The organism is Isoptericola sp. NPDC057391, from assembly GCF_042668085.1.
Taxonomy (GTDB): Bacteria; Actinomycetota; Actinomycetes; order Actinomycetales; family Cellulomonadaceae; genus Isoptericola.
In genome coordinates this window covers 1-21,244 of the sequence record NZ_JBHVBO010000055.1, presented here as the reverse complement: position 1 = coordinate 21,244, position 21,244 = coordinate 1, and the positions used below count along the sequence as shown (strand labels likewise).

Here is a 21,244-nt window from a genome sequence, read left to right as displayed (position 1 = left end):
CGACCACCCCGGGGCGCGAGACGCGCGTCCCGGCAGGACGACGAGGGAGTGACTGTGACCTGGCTGGACGACCGATCGATGGCCGTGATCACCGGAGCCGCGGTGGGCGACGCGCTCGGCGGTGCCGTCGAGGGCTGGACCCCCGAGCAGATCGAAGAGCGGCACGGCGGCCGGGTGACCGGGATCGTCGGGCCCTGGTACCCGAACTGGCGCGACGCGCGCCCCATCGCGCCGTACCACAAGGGCGACGGGCACATCACCGACGACACCCTCATGACGCGGGCCGTCGTGGAGGTCTACGCCAAGCGCCGCGACCACCTCGACGCGTACGCGGTCGCGGAGGACCTCGTGCCGCTCATGATCGGCGAGCCGCGCTGGATCCCGGAGCTCGAGTCGACGGCGCTGCTGCTGCAGCGCGTGTTCCTCGCCGAGAAGTGGATGGTCGCCCGGCTGCACTACGGGCACGTGGACCCGCGCGAGGCGGGCGTCGGCAACGTCGTGAACTGCGGCGCCGCCATGTACGTCGCGCCGGTCGGCCTCGCGAACCCGGGGGACCCGCGCGGCGCCTACGCGGAGGCGATCGACCTCACCGGCGCCCACCAGTCGAGCTACGGCCGCGAGGCCGCGGGCGTCTTCGCCGCGATGGTGGCGGCGTCGGTCGCGCCCGGCGCGACCCTGGACGACGTCGTGCACGCGGCGCTCGACGTCGCGCACGACGGCACGGCGGACGCGCTGCACGCCATGGTCGAGGCCTTCGACGGCTGGACGACCGCGCCCACGACCGACGAGGAGGAGCGCGAGCTCGCGCGGCTCGTGCGCGACACCGTGGCGCCGTTCGACTCCGTCGGGCCGGCCTACCGGCAGATGTCGATGGACGCCCGGCGGCCCTCGCGGACGAAGTCGATCGAGGAGCTGCCTGCCGCGCTCGGCATGCTGCTCGGGCACCGCGGGGACTACCGCGGGGCCGTGCTCGCCGCGGTGAACTACGGGCGCGACGCCGACTCCATCGCCGTCATGGCCGGCGCGGTGGCCGCCGGGCTCGGCGGCAGCGAGGTGGTCCCCACCGAGTGGCTGGACGAGATCGAGCAGGCGAGCCGCATGGACGTCCGCGAGACCGGGCGCCTCATGGCGTCCGCCGCCGCGGACATCGTGCGCGCCGACGCCGAGCGGGCCCGGGCGCGCCTCGCAGGGATGGAGGCGCTCGACGCGGCGGTGCCGGCCCCCGGCCACGACACGGTGGGGGAGCCGGCGTGAGGCTGACCTGGGCCCAGCCGGAGGACCTCCTGGCGCACGAGCTCGTCCAGTCCGCGGCCGAGGGCAAGGAGACCGCCGACGTCCGCGAGCGCTGGGTGTCGGCCGGGGGAGACCCCGAGCCGGCCGTGAGCGGCGCCGGCCCCGTGCCGGCGACGTCGCAGCTGCGCGCCCTCGCCCGCACGCTGCTCGACGAGCTCGACGCGCGTCCTGCCGCGCCCGCCCCGGCGGAGCCGGACGACTGGGACGCCATCGCCGCCCTGCTGCCGGCCGCTCGCGCGCTGCCCGCCGCGGGCGCGGACCTCGACGCCCGGGTGCTCGGCGCCTGGACGGGGCGCGCCGCGGGCTGCCTGCTCGGCAAGCCGGTGGAGAAGATCCCGCGGGAGGGCATCGAGGAGATCCTGCGCGCGACGGGGCGCTGGCCGCTGGACCGCTGGTTCACCGCCGTCGGGCTGCCCGACGACGTGGCCGCGCGCTGGCCGTGGAACCGCCGCTCCGCCCCGACCTCCCTCGAGGAGAACATCGACGGGATGCCGGAGGACGACGACCTCAACTACCCGATCCTGGCCCTGGAGCTCCTGGAGACGCGCGGGCGCGGGTTCACCACGGACGACGTCGCCCAGCTCTGGCTCGACCTCATGCCCGCCGGCCGTGCGTTCACGGCCGAGCGCGCCGCGTACCGCAACGTCCTCGACGCCCGCCCGGTGCCGGAGACGGCCACGCACCACAACCCGTTCCGGGAGTGGATCGGGGCCCTCATCCGCACCGACCTGCTGGGCTGGGTCAGCCCCGGCGACGTGCGCGGCGCGGCTCGGCTCGCCTGGACCGACGCCCGCCTCAGCCACACCCGCAACGGCGTGTACGGGGCGATGTGGGCGGCGGCGCTCGGCGCGGCGGCCGTGGTGGCCCACGACGTCGAGCAGGTCCTCGACGCGGCCGACGCCGTCGTGCCCCCGGACAGCCGGCTCGCCGCCGCCGTGCGCCTCGGCCGCGAGCTCGGCGCCGGGTCCGACGGCACGGAGGCGGCGGTCCGCGCCGACCTCGACCGGCTGCACGACACCTACGGCGACCTGCACTGGGTGCACGTGCTGCACAACGCGGCGGTGATCGCGTACGCCCTCGCGGCGGGGCGCGGCGAGTTCGGCCCGAGCGTGGCCGTCGCGGTGACGGCGGGCTGGGACACCGACTCGGCGGCCGCCACCGTCGGCGGCGTGGTGGGCGCTCTGCGCGGCGTGGCCGGCATCGGGGACCGGTGGACGACGCCGCTCGACGGGCGCATCGCGACCTCGCTGCCCGGCGGCGAGCGCCGGATCGCGGACCTCGCCGCGCGCACCACCGCCCTCGCGCGAGCGGCGGGGCCCGGCGGCGACGAGGACCCGGGCCGGGGCCCGGGCGAGGGGAGCGGGCGATGAGCGGGCGCGTCGTGGTGGTCGGGTCGGCCAACGTGGACCTGGTGGTCGACGTGCCGCGGCACCCGGCCGGCGGCGAGACCATCCTGGGCGGGGACCTGCGCCGCAGCCCGGGCGGCAAGGGCGCGAACCAGGCCGCCGGGGCCGCGCGGGCCGGGGGAGCGGAGACGTCGTTCGTCGGCGCGGTCGGCCGCGACGACTCGGCCGACCTGCTCCTCGCCTCGCTCCGGCGCGCCGGGGTGCGGACCGACCTGGTCTGGCGCCTGGACGTGCCCACCGGCACGGCCCTCATCACAGTCTCCCCGGACGGCGAGAACGCGATCGTCGTCGCGCCCGGGGCGAACTCCCACCTCGCGGTCGAGGCGCCGCAGGCCGAGCGGATCGCCGCGGCGGACGTCGTCCTCGCCCAGCTGGAGATCCCCCTCGACGTGGTGCGCGACGCGGCGGCCGCCCGACGGCCCGGCGCGCTGCTGGTGCTCAACGCCGCGCCGTCGCGCCCGCTGCCGGACGACGTGTGGGCCGCCGTGGACGTGCTCGTCGTGAACGAGCACGAGGCGGCCGACCTCGCGGACGCGCCCGGCGCCGACGCCCCCGAGGCGCTCGCCGCGGCGCTGCTGGAGCGGGTGCCGGCGGTGGTCGTCACGCTCGGCGGCGAGGGCGGCCTCGTCGCCCGCCGAGGCCTCGACCCGGTCCGCGTGGCCGCGCACCGGGTGGAGCCCGTGGACACCACCGGCGCCGGCGACACCTTCTGCGGCGTCCTCGCCGCGGCCCTCGCCCGGGGCGACGACCTGGCCGCCGCCGCCCGCCTCGCCGCGGCCGCCGGCGCGCTCGCCGTGACCCGGCCCGGCGCGCAGGACGCGGTCCCCGCGGCGTCCGAGGTCACCGCCCTCGCCGGCACCGCCTGACCCGCCCGCACCGACCGACCACGGCCCGTCCGTAGAGAGCAGCCATGACGTACACGTTCGACCCCCTCGTCCCGCGACCGATCGACCGCCCCACCGAGGTGCCGCTCGACGGCCCGCTGACCCCCGAGCAGAGCGTGGCGCTCGACGAGGCGAAGATCTTCGTCGGCCCGGCGGACCCGGCCGACCGACCGGCGTGGCGCGAGCGCCTGGTGGTCTGGCGCTCGGACGCCCGGGAGCGGCACGGCTACACCGGGGTCGCCTACGACCGACCCGAGGCGGCCTGGGCGGCGGGGTGCCGCACGGTGGCGCAGGTGTGGCTGTGGGACGAGCTGCTGTACTCGTTCGAGGAGCACCGGTTCACCCCGGAGCGCTTCCTCGCCGACGCGCGCGAGCGGTTCGCCGGGCTGGACGCCGTCGTGCTGTGGCACGCCTACCCGGTGATCGGGATCGACGACCGCAACCAGTGGGACTTCTACCGCGACGTGCCCGGCCTCGTCGACCTCGTGGCGGCGCTCCACGACGCGGGCCTGCGCGTCTTCGTCGACTACAACCCGTGGGACACGGGCACCCGCCGCGGCGACGACGACCTCACGGAGCTGGCCGCGCTGGTCCGCGACCTGGGCGCCGACGGCGTCTTCCTCGACACGCTGAAGAAGGCGGAGCCGGAGCTCGTGGCCCGGCTGGAAGCGGCCCGCCCGGGGATCGTGCTGGAGGGCGAGTCGAAGCTGCCGGTCGAGCGCATCGAGGACCACTCGTCGTCGTGGGCCCAGTTCTTCGCGGACTCGCCCGTGCCCGGCGTGCTGCGGGCGCACTGGTACGAGCGGCGCCACATGCAGCACCACGTGCGGCGCTGGCACCGTGACCACACCGAGGAGCTGCAGTCGGCGTGGCTCAACGGCGTCGGCGTCATGGTGTGGGAGGTCGTCTTCGGGGTGTGGGTCGGCTGGTCCGCCCGCGACGCCGCCACCGTGCGCCGCATGGTGACCGTGCAGCGCGCCGCGCACGAGCTCCTCACCACCGGCACCTGGACGCCGCTCGCGGAGCTCGCGCCCGAGGCGGAGGCCGCCGGCGTGTACGCGTCGCGATGGGAGGCCGACGGCGTCACCCTCTGGACGCTGGTGAACCGCGGCGACGAGGACTATCTTGGCCCTGCCCTCGCGGGCGACGACGCGCACGTCGGCGTCCCCGGCCGGGGGATCGCCGCGCTGGTGAGCGGCGGGGAGGGCACCGGCGGGCCGGCCTGGGCGGCCGGGCTGCGGGCCGCCGTCGCCGCCCTGGGCACGGACCCGGCGCTCGCGCACGACGCGGACGCCCGCTTCCCGCACCGCCTCGCACGGCGGTGTCGTCCCGCGGCCCCCACCGCCCCGGCGCCCGACGCCGGGCCCGACGCGGACGCCGTCGTCCTCCCCGCCGGGCCGTACGCGCTCACGGTGCGCTACCGCGCCCGCGAGACCGGGATGTACCAGGGGGCGCCGTACGTCGACGAGTGGAAGCCGTTGCCCCCGCGCCTGCACGACGCGCGCACCCTGCAGCGCGACGGCGAGCTCGCGGCGCCGGTCGCCGTGGGCGCGACCGAGGTGACGAACGCGCAGTTCGCCGCGTTCCTCGACGCCACCGGCTATGCCCCGGCCGAGCCGCACCGCTTCCTCGCGCACTGGGCGGACGGCCGGCCGGTGCCGGGCACCGACGACCAGCCGGTGACGTTCGTCGACCTCGACGACGCGCGCGCGTACTGCGCCTGGCGCGGCGGCCGGCTGCCCACCGAGGACGAGTGGCAGCTCGCGGGCGAGGGCCCGGGCTTCCGGCGCGGCGCCCCCGCCGTCTGGGGCTGGACGGACAGCGAGCACAGCGACGGCCGCACCCGGTACGTCATGATCAAGGGAGGCAGCGACTACCGCGCCGAGGGCTCGGACTGGTACGTCGAGGGCGGCCGGCACGCGCCGGACCACGCGGTGAAGCTGCTGCTGCCCGGCCTGGGCCTCGCCCGCGGGTCGACGGTCGGGTTCCGGTGCGCCTGGGACCTCGCCGGGGCGCCCGCCACCGCTCCGGGCGCCGTGGACACGACGGAGGTGACCCGATGACCGTCTCTCGCGACCCCGCGGACGGCGCGCTCGCCGGCCTGCGGGTGGTGGACGCGTCCACCCTCTTCGCCGGCCCCATGGCGGCCATGCACCTGGGCGACCTGGGCGCCGACGTGGTCAAGGTGGAGCACCCGGCCAAGCCGGACCCGTCGCGCACGCACGGGGCCGCGAAGGACGGCGTCAACCTGTGGTGGAAGACCCTCGGACGCAACAAGCGCACCATCACGGCGAACCTCGGCAGCCCCGGCGGCCGCGAGGTCTTCCTCGCGCTCGCCGAGCGCTCGGACGTGGTCGTCGAGAACTTCCGGCCCGGCACCCTGGAGCGCTGGGGGCTCGGCTACGAGGAGCTGGCCGAGCGCAACCCGCGCCTGGTGCTGGCCCGCGTGAGCGGCTTCGGGCAGGTCGGCCCGTACCGCACGCGGCCCGGCTTCGGCACCCTCGCCGAGGCGATGAGCGGGTTCGCCGCGATGACGGGCGAGCCGGACGGCCCGCCCACGCTGCCGCCGTTCGGGCTGGCGGACGGCGTCGCGTCGCTGGCGACGGCGTTCGCCATCATGGTCGCGCTGTCCGCGCGGGAGCGCACCGGCCGGGGGCAGGTGGTCGACACGGCGATCGTCGAGCCGATCCTCGCGATGCTCGGGCCGCAGATCACCCGCTGGGACCAGCTGCGCACGGTGCAGCCGCGCACCGGCAACCGCTCGGCGAACAACGCGCCGCGCAACACCTACCGCACGGTCGACGGGCACTGGGTCGCGGTGTCGACGTCCGCCCAGTCCATCGCGGAGCGCGTGATGCGCCTGGTGGGCCGCCCCGAGCTGATCGACGAGCCATGGTTCGCCCGCGGCGTCGACCGGGCGCAGCACGCCGACGAGCTCGACGACGCCGTCGGCGGCTGGATCGCCCGCCGCACCCGGGACGAGGTCGTCGCGGCGTTCGAGGAGGCGCAGGCGGCCGTGGCGCCGATCTACGACGCGCACGACATCGTCGACGACCCCCAGTTCCGCGCCCTCGGCACGATCCACGAGATCGACGACCCGGAGCTCGGGCCGCTGCTCATGCAGGGCCCGCTGTTCCGGCTGTCGGGGAACGACGGGGTCATCCGGCACACGGGTCGCGCGCACGGCGCCGACACCGACGAGGTGCTGGGCGAGCTGGGCTTCTCGCCCGAGCGCGTCGACGCCCTGCGGGCCGAGGGGGCGGTGTGAGCGCGCCCCCCGCGGCCGAGCAGGAGCAGCCGCTCACGCTGCTGTACGTGCCGGCGGACCGGCCGGACCGGGTGGTCAAGGCGCTCGGCTCGGGGGCGGACGCCGTGCTCGTGGACCTCGAGGACGCCGTCGCCCCGGCGGCGAAGGACACCGCGCGCGCCCACCTCGCCGAGCTCCTGGGGGACCCCGGCACGGGCGGCACGCCCGCGGCGCAGGTGCGGGTCAACCACCCCGCGACGCCGTGGCACGCGGGCGACGTCGCCGCCGTCGCCGGCCTGCCCGAGGCCGTCGGGGTGCGCGTGCCGAAGGTCGAGACCATCGCGGAGGTGCGCGCCCTCGCCGCGGCCCTGCCCGGCCGCAGCCTGCACCTGCTGCTGGAGTCGGCGCTCGGCGTCGAGCGGGCGTTCGAGCTCGCGACGGCGTCGCCGCAGGTCGCGTCGGTCGGGCTCGGCGAGGCCGACCTCCGGTCGGACCTGCGGGTCGACGACGAGGCGGGCCTGGCCTGGGCCCGCGCGCGGGTCGTCGTCGCCGCCCGCGCCGCGGGGCTGCCCGCCCCGGCGATGTCCGCCTACACGCACGTGCGCGACCTGGACGGCCTCGCCGCGTCCTGCCGCGCCGGTCGCGCGCTCGGCTTCTGCGGCCGGACGGCGATCCACCCGGCACAGCTCGCGACCATCCGCGAGGCCTTCGCACCCACGGCGGACGAGGTCGACCGTGCGCGCGAGGTCGTGCGCGCCGTGGCCGACGCCGCGGACGCGGGGTCGGGCACCGTCGTGCTGCCCGACGGGACGTTCCTCGACGTCGCGATGGTCGAGCGGGCGCGCTGGACCCTGGCGCTCGCGCGGCGCGCGGCGCCTTCCCCGGAGGCGTGACCGGCCCGACGCCGTCGGTGAGCAGGCCCCCGGGGCCGTGACGCAGACTCGGGGCATGGGCGCGCGCCGCTTCCGCTGGGTGCTGCACGTCGACCTCGACCAGTTCCTGGCCGCGGTCGAGGTGCTGCGGCGCCCGGAGCTCGCAGGACGGCCCGTGATCGTGGGCGGGCGGGGCGACCCGGCCGAGCGCACCGTGGTCTCCACGGCGTCGTACGAAGCGCGCGCGTACGGGGTCCGCTCGGGGATGCCGCTGCGGGTCGCGGTCCGCAAGGTCCCGGAGGCGGTCGTGCTGCCGGTGGACCACGAGGCGTACGACGCGGCGAGCGCGCAGGTGATGGAGGCGCTGCGCGGGCTCGGCACGGTGGTGGAGGTCCTCGGCTGGGACGAGGCCTTCCTCGGGTACGACGGCGACGACCCGGAGGCTTTCGCCCGGAGCGTGCAGGGGGCCGTGCTCGACGCGACCGCGCTGCACTGCTCGGTCGGCATCGGTGACACCAAGGTCCGCGCGAAGATCGCGACCGGGTTCGGCAAGCCCGCGGGCGTGTTCCGCCTCACCGCCGAGAACTGGTCCGCCGTGATGGGGCCCCGGCCCACCGTCGACCTGTGGGGCGTCGGCACCAAGGTGTCGAGGCGGCTGGCGGCGCACGGCATCGACACGGTCGCCCAGCTCGCCGCCGCGGACGAGACCGTCCTGGTCGGCGAGTTCGGACCGCGCATGGGCGCCTGGTACCGGGAGCTGGGCCGCGGGCACGGCTCCGCCGTCGTCGACGACACCCCGTGGGTGGCCCGCGGGCACAGCCGCGAGACCACCTTCCAGCGCAACCTCACGACGCCCCAGCAGGTCGAGGCGGCGCTGCGGGAGCTGGCCGCGCAGGCGCACGCGGACACCGAGGCCGAGGGTCGTGCGGTGTTCCGGGTGGGGCTGAAGGTGCGCTACGCGCCCTTCTCCACCCGGACGCTCTCGCGGACGCTGCCCGCCCCGACCCTCTCCCTCGACGAGGTGACCGCGGCGGTGCTGGACCTCGCGGCCGGGCTGGAGCCCGGCCGCGAGGTGCGGCTGCTCGGCGTGCGCGCCGAGATGGTCATGCCCGACGGCGAGACGCGCGGCGGGAGCACGCCGGTGCGCGGCCGGGTCTGAGGCCGCGGCCGGGCGAGGGCCTCGCCGGGCGCCGCGCGGCTCAGCGCCAGTACCGCTCGGGCACGAGGCCGAGGCGGCGCAGCTCGCCCGCCACGAGGTCGGCATACACCCCGGCCCCGTACCACGAGGTGTGGGTGCGGTCGCCGTTCTCCCGGACCAGGTAGATCGGCTGGGCGTCGACGGGGCCGAGCCCTTCGACCAGCTCCTCGCTCAGCGCGGTGAGGTCGACGAGGTCGGCGTCGAGGTCGGCGGCCACGTCGCGGACGTGCTGCGGGAGGCTGCCGGCGGCGGTCTCGATCAGACCCGTCGAGCTGAGCTGGTCGCCGTCGAACCGGAGCCGGACGACCGGGGTGACGAGCACGGGCGTCGCGCCGGTCGCCCGGACGCGCTCCACGATCTCGGTGAGGTTGGCCCGGTACTGCTCGGCGGTCGTGGTCTTGTCGTTGTGCGCGAGCTGCACGAGCGCGACGTCGCCGGGGCGCAGCTGCGGCACCAGGGCGTCGAACATCTCGGGCTTGGCGAGCACGGAGACGGTGCTCTCGCCGGAGCCGGAGTGGTTGATCACGCTGACCCCGATCCGCAGGTGCGCGGGCAGCCGCTGGCCCCACCCGGTGTACGGGGCCCCGCCCTGGTCGGTGACGGTGGAGTCGCCGAGCAGGGCGAGGCGCGGGGTGCGCGCGTCGGCGGGCCGGATCCCGATCCCGGCGACGTGCGGGGCGTCACCGGTGAACGTGAGCGTGAGGCCGGGCGTGCCCTCGCCGACGGGCTGGTTCTGCTGGCTCTCCGGGTCGCGGACGTTGACGGTGAACGTGCGTCTCGCGAGCTCGCCGTCGGCCGTGTGGACGGTGTCCACCATGAGGCGCCGGGCCTCGGCCTGCACCTGCGTGCTGGCGGCGCCGAGCCGGTCACCCAGCATGACGGTGACGTCGTAGTGGCCGGGCGGCAGGTCGGGGTAGGTGCACACCACGGGGTCGGTCCCGGTGCACTGCTCGAGCAGCGCCGCGGCGGGGCGGGGGCCGTCGAGGCCGGGTCTTCCGGCGGCGGCGTGCGCGGGCGGGCCGGCCAGCACGGTGGCGGTGGCGGCCGCGCAGAGCGTGGCCGTCGCGAGCCGGGCGAGGGGGCGGCGTCCGGCGCTCACGACAGCTTCTCCCCGACGAGGGCCAGGCACTGGATCGCCGCGAGGCCGTACTGCGCGGACGCGTTGGACGAGAAGTCGGCCTCGTCCACCGCGTGCAGCACCGCGGGCGGCTCCACCCGGTGCGTGCCCCAGTCCATGTCGTCCGGGTAGCCGGCGTGCCCGGTCGCCAGCTCCTTCCAGGCGCGCGCGGCGAGCGCGTCGTCGTCCAGGCGGACGGCGGCGTACGCGGTGGCACGCGAGTACGACTGCTTGAGGTTGAGGCTGCCCCAGTGCTCGCCGGTGACGGCTGCCTGCTCCTCGCGCGAGGCGTTGTACAGCCGGCAGAACTCCACCCAGCGCGCCTCGACCTCGGGCTCGTCCACCAGGTCCAGCAGCTCCGTCATGACCTCGATCAGGCCGAACACGGAGCTGAGGCTGCCCACCTCCACCGCCTTCTGGGGCCCGGAGCTGAACGTCGCCGTCTCCAGGTCGTACGTGGAGCCGGCCTGCACCCACGCGTTGGGCAGCGCGGCGATCGACCGCGCGCTCGCCAGCAGGCGCTCGCGGGCCCGCGGGTCGCCGCCGCGCTCCCACTCGGTGAGCCACGCCCCGGCGATGGCGCCCCAGTCGGTGGTCTTGCTCAGCGGGAGCGCCGTCGGGTCCGGGTCGTACTCGCCGGTGGACCCGTCCACCTTGCGGCCCGCGTTGAGGACCAGGTACGTGCGGTCGGAGTCGACGAGCTCACGCAGCAGGTCGCCGGAGCGCTCGTCGCCCGTGAGGAAGTAGGCGAACCGGCGGTAGTTCGCGTTGCTGATGCGCACCTGCTTGGCGCTGTCGCCCCAGTGCTGCACGCCGTGCCGGGTGCCCAGGCCCTTCCACTCGCCGAGGTGGTACTGGTCCACCTCGCCGGTGTGCCGGCTCATCGCCTCGGCGAACCGGAAGGCCGCCGCGTCGCCCGTGCGCAGGTAGTGGTACCAGAGCCACAGGTCCGTCGACAGCTCCGAGTTGTCCCAGGCGTAGCCGCCGACGTCGTAGCGCCACTGGTGCCGGTCGCCGTCGTAGGAGTGCATGACGTCGCCGTAGTCCCAGAACCCGTACCAGGAACGCTGGTCCACCTGCTCCAGGTGGTAGCGGTGGATCGCCTCGAGGCGGTCCTCGATCGTCGACCGCGTCGCGGTGGACCGGTCCACGGGCGACCAGGACCCGAAGACGCCCGCGGCGTGGTTGTGCTGCGGGCTGCTCGCGGGCAGGGGCGGGGTGGAGGTGGCCGCGGCGAGCTCGGCGAACCGCGCGGCGGTGGGCGTGGCGGCCAGGGCCCAGAACATCAGCTCCGTGGTGCGCGCGACGCCGTAGGGGGTGCCGAACCCGGGCTCGTAGTCCTCGTAGGTGATCTCGAGCGCGTCGAGCTGCTCGGGGTAGGTGTCCTGGCCCATGCCGTCGTGGTAGAACCGCAGGTCCATCGCCTCGGCCCGCGGCGACCACATCCAGACCGTGGCGTCCGCCTCGTCGGTCGCGGCGCCGGTGATCTCCAGCTCCGTGGGGTGCAGCTGCCAGAAGTCGCGCATCCCGAACGCGAGCCCGCCCGACGGTGTGCCCACGTACCCGAGTCCCGGCGCGCGCGTGCCGGCGTCCGACCGGATCCACGAGTGCCCCGCGCCGGTGCGCTTGCGGATCTCGAACCCGTGCGCGGTGAGCTGAGACAGGCTGTGGTCGCCCCAGGCGGGGATCCACTCCAGGCGGGTGGTGACCCGCTGGTCCCAGGTGGCGGGGTCGGGCAGCGCCCGGCCCTCGATCTGGGCGCTGCGCACGGCCTCGCCCGGGTCGCGGCGCATTCCCGTGATGCCGCGCACGGCTTCGGCGAGGACGCCGCCGTCCGGGCCGGCGAAGCGCACGTGCCGGTCGTACAGCTCGCCGCGCATCGGGACCGTGAACCGCACCCCGAGCCCGGTGATGAAGTCCTTCTCCTCGTCGCCGTCGAAGAAGAACGTGTGCACGAGCCGGATGCCGTCCGAGCCGGCGAACAGCGCGAAGCGCAGCACGAACGGCAGCCAGTCGCGGCGCCCCTTGCGATGCCTGCCCTCGACCTTGACCACGACGCGCACGGGGCCGGACTGCTCCACCGTGACCTTCTCGACCGTGCCCGCGAACTCCTCGAAGCCGATCTTCGCGCCACGGTCGGTGTCCGCGGCGTCCTGCCGCTGCACGACGAGCCGCCCGTCCTTCGCGATCACCTCCCCGCCACGCCGGACCGCCCGGACGACCTTGTCGCCGCGCCGGCCGAACTCGACCTGCACGACACCGGTGTCGACCACGACCTTGCCGGGGTTCTCCTGCACGGTGATCGCGTGCTCGCCGCGTGCCGGCGTACCGGGCGCGAGCCGGTAGGTGTCGGCCCGCGGCGCGGACTCGCTCACTGCGTGCGCGGTCCACTTCAGCGACCCGTCGGGCCACCACGCGGTGGGCCAGGTCTGCACGGGCACGGCCTCGCCGGCCGCGGTGGTGAGGGCGAGCTGCTGGTCCCCGGCCAGGGCTCCGCGCGGCCAGGGCACGCCCCAGGTCGCGCCGCCGGCGAGGGCCGAGGGGGCGCCGCCCTCCAGCCAGCGCACGTCGACCGGGTCGTGGCCGGTGGGCGCGAGGGGGACCGCGGCGGCGGCCGGTGCGGCGCTCGCGGTGCGCGAGCTGAGCGCGGCGACCGCGCCGGCGGCGAGTGCGGAGGTGAGGACGGTACGGCGGCTGACGTCGACCACGGTGGGTCACTCCTTCGTGACGGTGGGTGCGTTGTCCGTCGGCGGACGGGCCCATCGTGGAAGACGTTCGCGCAACCGATCGTGAAACGCGCAAAACCGGACGCGGAGGGGACCGCGTGTCAGGCGGTGGTGCCGAGCTGCTCCGGAAGCACCTCGTGCCCGAGCGGCGCGCCGGCCGCGAGGAGCTCCACCTCGCCCACGGCGAGGTCTCCGAGCCGGCGCAGCTCGTTGCCCAGCGACCCGGCGACGTGCGGGGTGAGCAGCGCCCCGGGCGCCTCCCACAGGGCGTGGTCGGCGGGCAGCGGCTCGGGGTCGGTGACGTCGAGCACGGCGCGCAGCCGGCCCGACAGGACCTCCCGTGTGAGCGCCGGGGTGTCGACGAGGCGCCCCCGCGCGGTGTTCACCAGCGTCGCCGCGTCCGGCATGAGGGCCAGCTGACACGCGCCGATCATCCGGTACGTCTCCGGCAGGTCGGGGGCGTGCACCGTCACGACGTCGCTCGCCCGCACGAGGTCGTCGAGCGACACGACCGTGGCGCCGAGGGCGCGCGCACCGTCCGCGTCGACCCACGGGTCGTGCAGGAGGACCTCGACGTCGAACGGCGCGAGCAGCCGCATCACCTGCCGGCCGATCCGCGACGCCCCGACGACGCCGACCGTCAGGCCGTGGTTGCCCAGCGGGACGGGCAGCTCCCAGCCGTCGAAGCGGCGGTGCGCCGCGAAGGCGTCCGCGGCCTCGAGCACCCGCTTGCCGGCCAGCAGCACCGTCGCCAGCGTGTACTCGGCCACCGGGCGCGCGTTGGCGGCCGCGGCACTGGACACCCGCACGCCGCGCGCCCACAGGGCCGGCGTGACCAGCGGCTTCACCGACCCCGCGGCGTGCACGACGGCGCGCAGGCGCGGCGCGCGCCGCAGCAGCGCGTCGTCGACCCGCGGCGCCCCCCAGCCGGTGAGCAGGACGTCGACGCCCGCGAGGACGTCGTCGGTCGCGCCCTGCCCGCGCCCGGCGGCACGGGAGAGCGCGTCGGGGGTGAGCACGCCGTCGGCCACGTCGGCCACGTCCCGCAGCCTGGCGACCGCGGCGTCGTCGAACAGGTCGGACACGAGGTCGGCGTGGCGCATGGCGAAGGCTGCGCGGAGCCGGCTCACGACGCCGTCCCTGTCGCGCCCGTCGGCACCGTGTCGACGCGGCCGTCCGGCCACCGCACCTCCACGGCGGCGGGCGGGCCGCCGTCCGCGCCGCGGCGCACCCGCACCGAGGGGACCGGCCGGTCCCGGTCGTCGTCCTCACCAGTCAGGACGACCAGCGCGGCGACCACCTCGCCGGCGCCGACCGGCGCCGACGTGCGCAGCCAGGGCACGGCGGAGGCCGCGCCGAGCGGGTCCGACCCGGACCGGCGCGCCGCGCCGACCGTGTCCAGCGGGGTGCCGGACGGCGCGCCCGGAGCACCGCCGGCGTCGTCCCCGCAGGCCACGGCCAGGGCGCGCACGTGCGAGGACGTGCCGTCGTCGCGGACGACCCGGACCCGGGAGCCGGAGGGGTCGGCGCTCCGCTCGACGTGCAGCGCCCCGTCCCTCGCCGCGGCGAGCGGCCACCCGCCCACGTGCAGCCGCCACGGGCCGGCGTCGACGGGCCACGCGGCGTCCCGGTCCAGGTCCTGGGCGGTGGTGCCCGGCTGCGGAGCACGGCCGGGCACCGCCGTCGTGGCGGGAGTCCACCACGCGAGGCGCACCTCGTCCGGGCCGCGCACCACCGAGGCGGTCGTGAGCACCGGGCCGAGCCGCAGGCCCGCCCACCCGGCGTCGTCGCCCGGCACGCCCTCGGGTCGGTCGTCGTCCCGACCGGGGACGCCGGGAAGGTCGAGCCAGCAGACCCGGGACCGGGACACGGCCACGGCGTCGTCCAGGTGCACCCGCTCGACGGTGTCGCGGTGGGAGGGCACGCCCCGCACGTCGAGGAGCGCGGTGTGCGAGTCGAGCGGGGCGGCGACGTCACGCGCCCCCAGCTGCGGGGACGTGGCGCCGGAGTAGGCGAGGCGCCGGTAGAACGGGTCGTCCGCGCGCGGGGCGAGCGCGTGCTCGATGGCGCGGTCGGACCCGTGGTTGAGCAGGCGCACGACGCCGTCGGCGGGCGTGGCGCTCACCAGCCAGCCGGGCGCCCGGAGGGCGACGGAGCGGGGCGCGTGCCACGCCTCGGGGAGCTCCGGCGTCGCCGTCCAGACGGGGTGGTCGGCGCCGAGCAGCAGACCGAGGAAGCCCTTGCTCGCCCAGTACGGCGACGAGCCGCCGGTGTAGAGCTGGCGCACGCGGTCAAAGCGGCCGTGCCAGCCCACGGGCAGCAGGCCGCGGTCGTCGACGGCCCCCGCGGCGTCGAAGTGCTCGGCCACCGCGGCGGTCAGCGCGCGGGTGGCGCCGGGGCTCAGCGGCGTCGCGTCGGCGATCGCCCCCGCCCAGAACGGGGCGAGCACGGCGTGCCGGTAGGTCACCGAGCGCCCCTGCAGCGTCGGCGCGCCGCGCGAGCCGACCAGGTGCCGGGCCTGGTCGAGGAAGGCCCGCAGGCGCTCCGCGTGCACGACGGCGAGCGGACGGCCCTCGATCCGGGCGTGCAGCAGCGGGTAGACGTGCCACGCCCAGCCCGCGTAGTGGTCGAAGTTCTGCCGCCGCCCGCCGCGACCGCGGCCGTCGGAGTACCAGCCGTCGCCCACGTACAGGGACTCGGCGGTCTCGGCGTTGTGGTCCAGGTCGGCCTGCTCCCACGGCCCACCGACGCTCGCCAGGAACGCCTCGATCACGTTCTGGAACCACAGCCAGTTGTTCGTGTAGCCGCGCGTGCCGACCACACCGGCCAGCCAGTCGACCGTACGCCGGCGGGTGCCGTCGTCGAGGTGGTCCCACAGCCACGGCCGCGTCTCGGACAGGCCGATCGCCACGGACGCCGCCTCGACCACGGCCTGCCGCCGCTCGTCGACCCGGGGCCACCGCTCGGGGCCCGCCGGGTCCGTGCCGTGCCGCAGCCCTTCCGCGTACCGCTCGAGCAGGCCGTGCGGGTCACGACCGTCCTCGCCGCGCAGGCGGAACGCCGCGAGCAGGAACGTCCGCGCGTACCCCTCGAGCCCGTCGCTCCACACGCCCGACCCGCTGACCGGCCCGGGCAGCGTGATCAGCGCGCCGCCGGGAGAGGTGTAGGGGCGGACCGCGTCCAGCAGACCGTCGGCGGTCGCGAGCCACCTCTCGCGCGTCCAGCGGCGGGCGGGCGCGAGACGCGGGTCGGAGCTCGACGCCCCCGCCGTGCTTCCCGGCGTGCTTCCCGGCGTGCGTCCCGGCGTGCTTCGCGAGGTGGCGTCCGTGCTCGAGGTGCTGGGTGGCGTCGTCGCAGGGGGTGTCACCTCGGCATCCTCGCCCAGCACTCGCCGCCCCAGGGGAGGTCCGAACAATTCCGATCATCCCCGGACATGGTCGACTACGGTGCTGCTCTGTCACTGCCGCCCCGGCCCGCTCGACGACGACGGAGGTCCCATGCACCTGCCCACGGCCCGGCACGAGTACCTGCTGCGCGAGGTGGCGCTGCGGGGGAGCGTGCGCTCGGCCGAGGCGGCGGCCGCGCTGGGCGTCGCCGAGGTGACGATCCGCCGCGACATCGTCGAGCTCGACCGCGCGGGTCGGCTGGCGCGCGTGCACGGCGGGGCCGTCGCCCTGCGCTCGGCGCGCGAGCCCCAGGCGGCCCGCGTGCTGGTGGGCGTCGTCGTGCCGAGCTCCACGGTGCACTTCCCGCCGCTCGTGCGCGGCATGGAGGCGCTCGCGCCGAGCCTGCACGTCCGCCTCGTGCTGGGCGTCTCGCACTACCGGCCGGAGGTGGAGGCGGCCCAGGTGGACCGGCTCGTCGGCCTGGGCGTCCAGGGGATCGTCGTCGCCCCGACCACCCGGGACCGGTCGCCGGAGGAGCTCGCGGCCTGGCTGCGGTCGGTGCCGGTGCCGGTGGTCGTCGTGGAGCGGCGCGTCGACGGGCTCACCGCCCTGAGCGAGCTCGACCAGGTGCGCTCGGACCACGCCCACGGGGCCGTGCTCGCCGTGGAGCACCTCGCCGGGCTCGGACACAACAGGATCGGCCTGGCGGTCTACGACCGGACGCCGACCGCCCCGCACGTGCGCGAGGGCTTCGCGACCGCGGTCGCCCGGCTCGGCGTCGAGCCGGGCCCGGACGTGTCGCTGCCCAAGGGCGAGGGCGACCCGGCCGGGCTCGAGCGCGAGCTGTCCGCCCTCCTCGACCGGTGCCGCGAGACGGGCACGCGCGCCGTCCTCGTGCACACCGACGACCACGCCGCGCGGCTGGTCGAGGCCGCGCTGGACCGCGGCCTGCGCGTGCCCGACGACCTCGCCGTCGTGGCCTACGACGACGAGAACGCGGAGCTCGCCGTCGTGCCGCTCACGACGGTCACCCCGCCCCGTCGCGAGCTGGGCCGGGAGGCGCTGCGCCTGCTCGTCGGGCGGATCGTGGGGGACGAGGGCGGCGAGTTGCCCGGCGCGCAGGGGTCGCCGCGGCACGTCGCCCTGCTGCCGCGCCTCACCGTCCGCGGGTCCTGCGGCGCTGCCGCGTCCTGACGGGTCGGGACGGCGTCACAGCTCCTTCGGGAACGTCAGCACCACCACGGTCGACACCGCGAACAGCACCGCGGCGACGCCGAGCAGCCCGCGGCGGGCCGTGCGGTGGGCCAGCTTGGTGCTGAGCGCGGCGAACAGCGCGACCGACGCGAACAGGATGGACGTCAGCACGTAGTTGTCGCCGTTCTGGTTGGCGCGACGGGCGGTCGCGGACAGGTCCTCGGCGCGGTCGAGCTCGGCGTCGGCGCGCTCCTGCGCCTCGAGCCGGTACTCGGGCAGGAGGAACGGCGTGCGCGGCGCGCTGTCGTCGTGCACCGGGTCGGTGGCGAGCCAGGCGTCGAACGCGGGAAGCATCTCCGGCCGGAAGCGCGTGTACAGGAACTCGGACTCGGTCCCGTCCACGGGCTGGTAGGTCCCGTCCTCCGCGAGCCCGGAGTCCCGGCCCGCGCGGGTCTCCGCCGCGACGGCGTCGATCCAGGACGCGAACGCCGTCACGTCCATGACCGTGAGCTGGCCGGCCTCGGTGGAGGCGCGCGTGGACTCCGCCCGGGCGGCCCCGGCCGCGGCATAGCTGTTGGCCTGCACGCCCGACCACTTGGTGGCCTGGAACGCCGACCACGCCGTCACGACGGTCGCCAGGGCGAGCAGGACGGTGGCCGCGATCTCGACCCGCCGGCTCACCGTGCTCCCGGCGGAGCCGCCCTGGTCGGTGGGGCCGCCAGGGGCGGAGGCGCCGCCAGGTTCGGTCTCGTCCCGCTGCGTCATCCGTCGCCCTCCGTCCCCCGCGCCGGGTCTCCGTCGCCCCCGCGGTCACGGCTCATCGTGGCGGATGACCTGCGACTTCGCCCCCGGAACGGGCGTGCGGGGTGACTTGTGCCGCCCGGCATGCGGTCGGCACGCAGCGGTGCCAGAGTGTCGGCAGGACGGGCACGGGCGGGGGCCTCCGCCACGCCCGCCCCCCGCCGACAGTCGACCGAGAGGCAGGACATGCGACCCACCGGACCCGTGGAGCTCGTGCTCATCGAGTTTCCCCGGAGCGACTTCAAGGGCGAGATCGTCGCCGAGCTGGGGCGTCTCGTCGACGCCGGCACGATCGACGTGCTCGACGCGCTCGTCGTGCGCAAGGGCGACGACGGGTCGGTCGAGTGGCTCGAGGCGAGCGACAGCGGCGCCGACGAGCTGGCCCGCATCGTGGGCGAGCCCGCCGGGCTGCTCGCGGCCGACGACGTCGAGGACATCGCCGACGAGCTCGCGCCAGGCTCGGCGGTCGGGATGCTCGTGTTCGAGCACACGTGGGCGCGCGGCCTCGGCGCCGCGGTGCGCGGCGCCGGCGGGCAGGTGCTCGACTGGACGCGCGTGCCGGCCGAGGCGATCGACGCCCTCACCGACGAGATCGAGAAGGAGAACTGACATGCCCCCTCTGCGACGGATGGGCCGGCCCGGGCTGATCGGCACGATGGCCCGCACGGCCGTGATCACCGGGACGGCGAACGCGACCAGCAGGGCGATGAACCGCCGTGCCGCCTCGCGCGAGCAGCAGCAGTACGAGGCTCAGCAGTACCAGGCCCAGCAGGCGCAGGAGCAGGCGTACGCCCAGCAGCAGGCGTACGCCCAGCAGCAGGCCTACGCCCAGCAGCAGGCGCAGCTGCAGGCCCAGCAGCAGGCGCAGGTCGCCGCGGCGCCCGCGGGGGACGACCTCATCGCGAAGCTCACGCAGCTCGGCGACCTCAAGGCCGCCGGCGTCCTGTCGGACGCGGAGTTCGCCGCCGCCAAGGCCAAGCTGCTCGGCTGAGCGACCGCCGTCGTCCCCGCGCACCCCGAGGAGCCGCCGTGACCGCCGACAGTGCCGCCAGCGCCGGCAGCGCCGGCAGCGCCGACAGTGCCGCCAGCGCCGGCGGTGCCGGCGGTGCCGGCGGTGCCGACGGTGCCGACAACCCGACCACGCGCCGTCCGTGGGCCCGCTTCCTCGGGGTCAGCGCGCTGCTCGGCATCCCCGTGTCGGTGGCGGCCTTCCTGTTCCTCGCGGTCCTGCACGAGCTGACCCACCTGGTGTGGGAGACGCTCCCGGAGGCCTGGGGCTTCGACGGGCCGCCGTGGTGGTGGCCCCTGCCGTGGCTGGTGGTCGCCGGCGTCGCGGTCGGGGTCGCGGTCCGCTCGCTGCCGGGCCACGGCGGGCACGCGCCCGTCGACGGGCTGAGCCTGGGCCCCGTGCCCGCCTCCCACGTCCCAGGGGTGCTCCTGGCGGCGGTCGTCGGCCTCCCGCTCGGCGTCGTCCTCGGCCCCGAGGCCCCGCTGCTCGCGATCGGCGCCGCGCTGGCCCTGGTGCTCGTGCGGCCGTGGGACGCGCAGCTCGGGGACCCGGCGCGCCAGGTGCTCGCGGTCGCCGGGTCCGCGGCGGCGCTGTCCGCGATCTTCGGCAGCCCGGTGGTCGGCGCCGTGTTCGTGGTGGAGGCCTCGGCGATGGCGGGGCTGGCGGGCGCGCGGCTCGCGGCCGTCGTGCTCCCCAGCCTCGCGGCCTCCGGGGTGGGCGCCCTCGTGTTCACGGGCATGGGGTCGTGGACCGGCCTCGAGATCGCGTCGCTGGCGCTGCCCGACATCGACGTCCCGGTGCGGCCCGACCTCGCGGACGTGCTGTGGACCCTGCCCGTGGCGGTGGTCGTCGCCGTCGTGGTCCGGGTGGTGCACCGCGTGGGCGAGGGCGTCGCCCGCCGGGCGGTGTCCCGGCCGTTCGCCGCGGCCGTGCTCGGCGCGCTCGTGGTCGCGGTGAGCGCGTCGGCCTACGCCCTGACCACCGGGCGGTCGCCGGAGGAGGTCGCACTCTCGGGCCAGGCGCTGCTGCCCGCACTCGCGGCGGACCCCGCGGCGTGGGGCGCGGGTGCTCTCGTCGCGCTCCTGGTGCTCAAGGGGCTCGCCTACGCCGTCTCGCTCGGCACCCTGCGCGGCGGCCCGATCTTCCCCGCCGTGCTCCTCGGGGCCGCGGCCGGGGCCCTCGTCGCCGGGCTGCCCGGGTACGGGGCGGTGCCGGCCCTTGTCGCCGGCATGGGCGCGGCGACGGCGGCGACCCTGCCGTTCCCCGTCTCGTCCACGGTGCTGGTGGTCATGCTCCTGGGGACGTCGGCACCGTCGCTGGCCCCGGTGGTGATCGTCGCGGTCGTCGTGGGGTACACCACCGAGCAGTTCCTCCTGCGGCCGCGCCGCGAGGCGCGGGCCCAGGCGCGGGCCTCGGCCGCCTGACCCCTGCCCCGACGCGTCCGACGCCTCCGACGACCCCGAGGTCCCCGGCCTGCGGCCGGCTCACTCCCCGGTCGTGCCGTCCAGGGCCTCGCGCAGCAGGTCGGCATGGCCGTTGTGACGCGCGTACTCCTCGATCATGTGCACGAGGATCCAGCGCAGGCTGAACGCGCCCTCGCCGGCCCGTCGCGACTCGCGGGTCGACGTGGCGTCCAGCCCACCGGCCTCGAGGGCCGCGTCGATCGACCGGTCGGCGGCCGCCACGGCGGCGTCGAAGAGCGCGTGCAGGTCCTGCGGGGTGTCGTCCGCGGCGCTGTGCCATTCCCAGTCCCGGTCGGCGGCCCAGTCGGCCGTGTCGAACGGCGGCAGCGCGGGCCCGCCGTCGAACACCTCGACGAACCAGTTCGACTCCACGTACGCGAGGTGCTTGAGCAGCCCGCCCAGCGTCATCGTGCTGGGCGGCAACGGGGTGCGCAGCTGCTCCGCGGTGAGCCCGGCGGTCTTCCGGCGCAGCGTGTCGCGGTGGTAGTCGAGGAAGGCGCGCAAGGTGGTGACCTCGTCCGCGCGCAGCGCCGGGTCCACGCGGGTGTCGGCAGGGAGCTCGGGGACGGGCACCGGCAGCCGGAGCCCGCCGTCGTCGAGCGCGGCGCGCAGCGCCGCGGCCGTGGCGGCGGGGTCCTCATGGGTGGT

At 76.6% G+C, this 21,244-nt stretch carries 17 protein-coding genes; 11 read left to right on the top strand and 6 right to left on the bottom strand.

Translation table 11 applies throughout. The annotated features are described in order from the left end of the window. The 7 genes from ACFUVW_RS09565 to ACFUVW_RS09535 all read left to right on the top strand — a co-directional run. Nucleotides 1-1,254 (top strand): ADP-ribosylglycohydrolase family protein (locus tag ACFUVW_RS09565; RefSeq protein WP_430571097.1); only part of this gene is annotated, 1,254 nt, incomplete at its 5' end. Continuing rightward, a complete protein-coding gene (locus tag ACFUVW_RS09560; protein WP_430571096.1) occupies nucleotides 1,251-2,663 on the top strand; it encodes an ADP-ribosylglycohydrolase family protein in 1,413 nt (470 codons plus the stop codon). The genes ACFUVW_RS09565 and ACFUVW_RS09560, both read left to right, overlap by 4 nt. Further along, entirely contained in the window at nucleotides 2,660-3,565 is a 906-nt protein-coding gene (locus ACFUVW_RS09555) for a ribokinase (protein ID WP_430571095.1), read from the top strand. Before ACFUVW_RS09560 ends, ACFUVW_RS09555 begins: the two co-directional genes overlap by 4 nt. A gap of 44 nt (nucleotides 3,566-3,609) precedes the next feature. Continuing rightward, nucleotides 3,610-5,646: an SUMF1/EgtB/PvdO family nonheme iron enzyme gene (locus tag ACFUVW_RS09550; protein WP_430571094.1), complete on the top strand. Its 2,037-nt coding sequence runs from the start codon at nucleotides 3,610-3,612 to the stop codon at nucleotides 5,644-5,646. Then, nucleotides 5,643-6,851: a CaiB/BaiF CoA transferase family protein gene (locus ACFUVW_RS09545; RefSeq protein ID WP_430571093.1), complete on the top strand. Its 1,209-nt coding sequence runs from the start codon at nucleotides 5,643-5,645 to the stop codon at nucleotides 6,849-6,851. Before ACFUVW_RS09550 ends, ACFUVW_RS09545 begins: the two co-directional genes overlap by 4 nt. Further along, a complete protein-coding gene (locus ACFUVW_RS09540) occupies nucleotides 6,848-7,723 on the top strand; it encodes an HpcH/HpaI aldolase/citrate lyase family protein (RefSeq protein WP_430571092.1) in 876 nt (291 codons plus the stop codon). The genes ACFUVW_RS09545 and ACFUVW_RS09540 overlap by 4 nt, the downstream gene beginning before the upstream one ends. Before the next feature lie 55 nt (nucleotides 7,724-7,778). Then, nucleotides 7,779-8,861 carry a DNA polymerase IV gene (locus tag ACFUVW_RS09535; protein WP_430571091.1) on the top strand — a complete coding sequence of 361 codons (1,083 nt, stop codon included), beginning with the start codon at nucleotides 7,779-7,781 and terminating at the stop codon, nucleotides 8,859-8,861. A 40-nt stretch (nucleotides 8,862-8,901) separates the two neighbouring features. Here ACFUVW_RS09535 and ACFUVW_RS09530 read toward each other — a convergent pair whose 3' ends face one another. The 4 genes from ACFUVW_RS09530 to ACFUVW_RS09515 all read right to left on the bottom strand — a co-directional run bounded on the left by ACFUVW_RS09530 (nucleotide 8,902) and on the right by ACFUVW_RS09515 (nucleotide 16,110). Then, nucleotides 8,902-9,999, bottom strand: a complete 1,098-nt coding sequence (locus ACFUVW_RS09530; RefSeq protein WP_430571090.1) for a GDSL-type esterase/lipase family protein — start codon at nucleotides 9,997-9,999, stop codon at nucleotides 8,902-8,904. Continuing rightward, a complete protein-coding gene (locus ACFUVW_RS09525; RefSeq protein WP_430571089.1) occupies nucleotides 9,996-12,725 on the bottom strand; it encodes a Tat pathway signal sequence domain protein in 2,730 nt (909 codons plus the stop codon). The genes ACFUVW_RS09530 and ACFUVW_RS09525 overlap by 4 nt, the downstream gene beginning before the upstream one ends. Before the next feature lie 119 nt (nucleotides 12,726-12,844). After that, the gene (locus ACFUVW_RS09520; RefSeq protein WP_430571088.1) at nucleotides 12,845-13,873 is read right to left on the bottom strand and encodes a hydroxyacid dehydrogenase; all 1,029 of its coding nucleotides are present in this window, start codon (nucleotides 13,871-13,873) and stop codon (nucleotides 12,845-12,847) included. Further along, complete coding sequence (locus ACFUVW_RS09515) at nucleotides 13,870-16,110, bottom strand: DUF2264 domain-containing protein (RefSeq protein WP_430571087.1); 2,241 nt, start codon at nucleotides 16,108-16,110, stop codon at nucleotides 13,870-13,872. The genes ACFUVW_RS09520 and ACFUVW_RS09515 overlap by 4 nt, the downstream gene beginning before the upstream one ends. A 130-nt stretch (nucleotides 16,111-16,240) precedes the next feature. Between ACFUVW_RS09515 and ACFUVW_RS09510 the strand changes: the two genes are divergently transcribed. Then, nucleotides 16,241-17,323 (top strand): substrate-binding domain-containing protein, encoded by a 1,083-nt coding sequence (locus ACFUVW_RS09510; protein WP_430571086.1) that lies wholly within the window; start codon nucleotides 16,241-16,243, stop codon nucleotides 17,321-17,323. A 15-nt stretch (nucleotides 17,324-17,338) separates the two neighbouring features. Here ACFUVW_RS09510 and ACFUVW_RS09505 read toward each other — a convergent pair whose 3' ends face one another. Next, nucleotides 17,339-18,088: a hypothetical protein gene (locus ACFUVW_RS09505; protein ID WP_430571085.1), complete on the bottom strand. Its 750-nt coding sequence runs from the start codon at nucleotides 18,086-18,088 to the stop codon at nucleotides 17,339-17,341. 222 nt (nucleotides 18,089-18,310) lie between these two features. Between ACFUVW_RS09505 and ACFUVW_RS09500 the strand changes: the two genes are divergently transcribed. The 3 genes from ACFUVW_RS09500 to ACFUVW_RS09490 are packed head-to-tail and all read left to right on the top strand — an operon-like array spanning nucleotide 18,311 to nucleotide 20,557. Then, nucleotides 18,311-18,733, top strand: a complete 423-nt coding sequence (locus tag ACFUVW_RS09500; RefSeq protein WP_430571084.1) for a DUF6325 family protein — start codon at nucleotides 18,311-18,313, stop codon at nucleotides 18,731-18,733. 1 nt (nucleotide 18,734) lies between these two features. Then, nucleotides 18,735-19,115, top strand: coding sequence for an SHOCT domain-containing protein (locus ACFUVW_RS09495; RefSeq protein ID WP_430571083.1), 381 nt, complete (start codon nucleotides 18,735-18,737; stop codon nucleotides 19,113-19,115). Between the two features lie 38 nt (nucleotides 19,116-19,153). Next, nucleotides 19,154-20,557 carry a chloride channel protein gene (locus ACFUVW_RS09490; RefSeq protein ID WP_430571082.1) on the top strand — a complete coding sequence of 468 codons (1,404 nt, stop codon included), beginning with the start codon at nucleotides 19,154-19,156 and terminating at the stop codon, nucleotides 20,555-20,557. A 60-nt stretch (nucleotides 20,558-20,617) separates the two neighbouring features. Here the strand turns inward: ACFUVW_RS09490 and ACFUVW_RS09485 are convergent. Continuing rightward, a partial coding sequence (locus ACFUVW_RS09485) for a DinB family protein (RefSeq protein WP_430571081.1) occupies nucleotides 20,618-21,244 on the bottom strand: 627 nt, incomplete at its 5' end.

Excerpts from the sequence above, each read along its gene's own strand:
- ACFUVW_RS09555 (WP_430571095.1), top strand. The coding sequence starts at position 2,660 with ATGAGCGGGCGCGTCGTGGTGGTCGGGTCGGCCAACGTGGACCTGGTG.
- ACFUVW_RS09550 (WP_430571094.1), top strand. The coding sequence starts at position 3,610 with ATGACGTACACGTTCGACCCCCTCGTCCCGCGACCGATCGACCGCCCC.
- ACFUVW_RS09545 (WP_430571093.1), top strand. The coding sequence starts at position 5,643 with ATGACCGTCTCTCGCGACCCCGCGGACGGCGCGCTCGCCGGCCTGCGG.
- ACFUVW_RS09535 (WP_430571091.1), top strand. The coding sequence starts at position 7,779 with ATGGGCGCGCGCCGCTTCCGCTGGGTGCTGCACGTCGACCTCGACCAG.
- ACFUVW_RS09510 (WP_430571086.1), top strand. The coding sequence starts at position 16,241 with ATGCACCTGCCCACGGCCCGGCACGAGTACCTGCTGCGCGAGGTGGCG.
- ACFUVW_RS09505 (WP_430571085.1), bottom strand. The coding sequence starts at position 18,088 with ATGACGCAGCGGGACGAGACCGAACCTGGCGGCGCCTCCGCCCCTGGC.
- ACFUVW_RS09500 (WP_430571084.1), top strand. The coding sequence starts at position 18,311 with ATGCGACCCACCGGACCCGTGGAGCTCGTGCTCATCGAGTTTCCCCGG.
- ACFUVW_RS09495 (WP_430571083.1), top strand. The coding sequence starts at position 18,735 with ATGCCCCCTCTGCGACGGATGGGCCGGCCCGGGCTGATCGGCACGATG.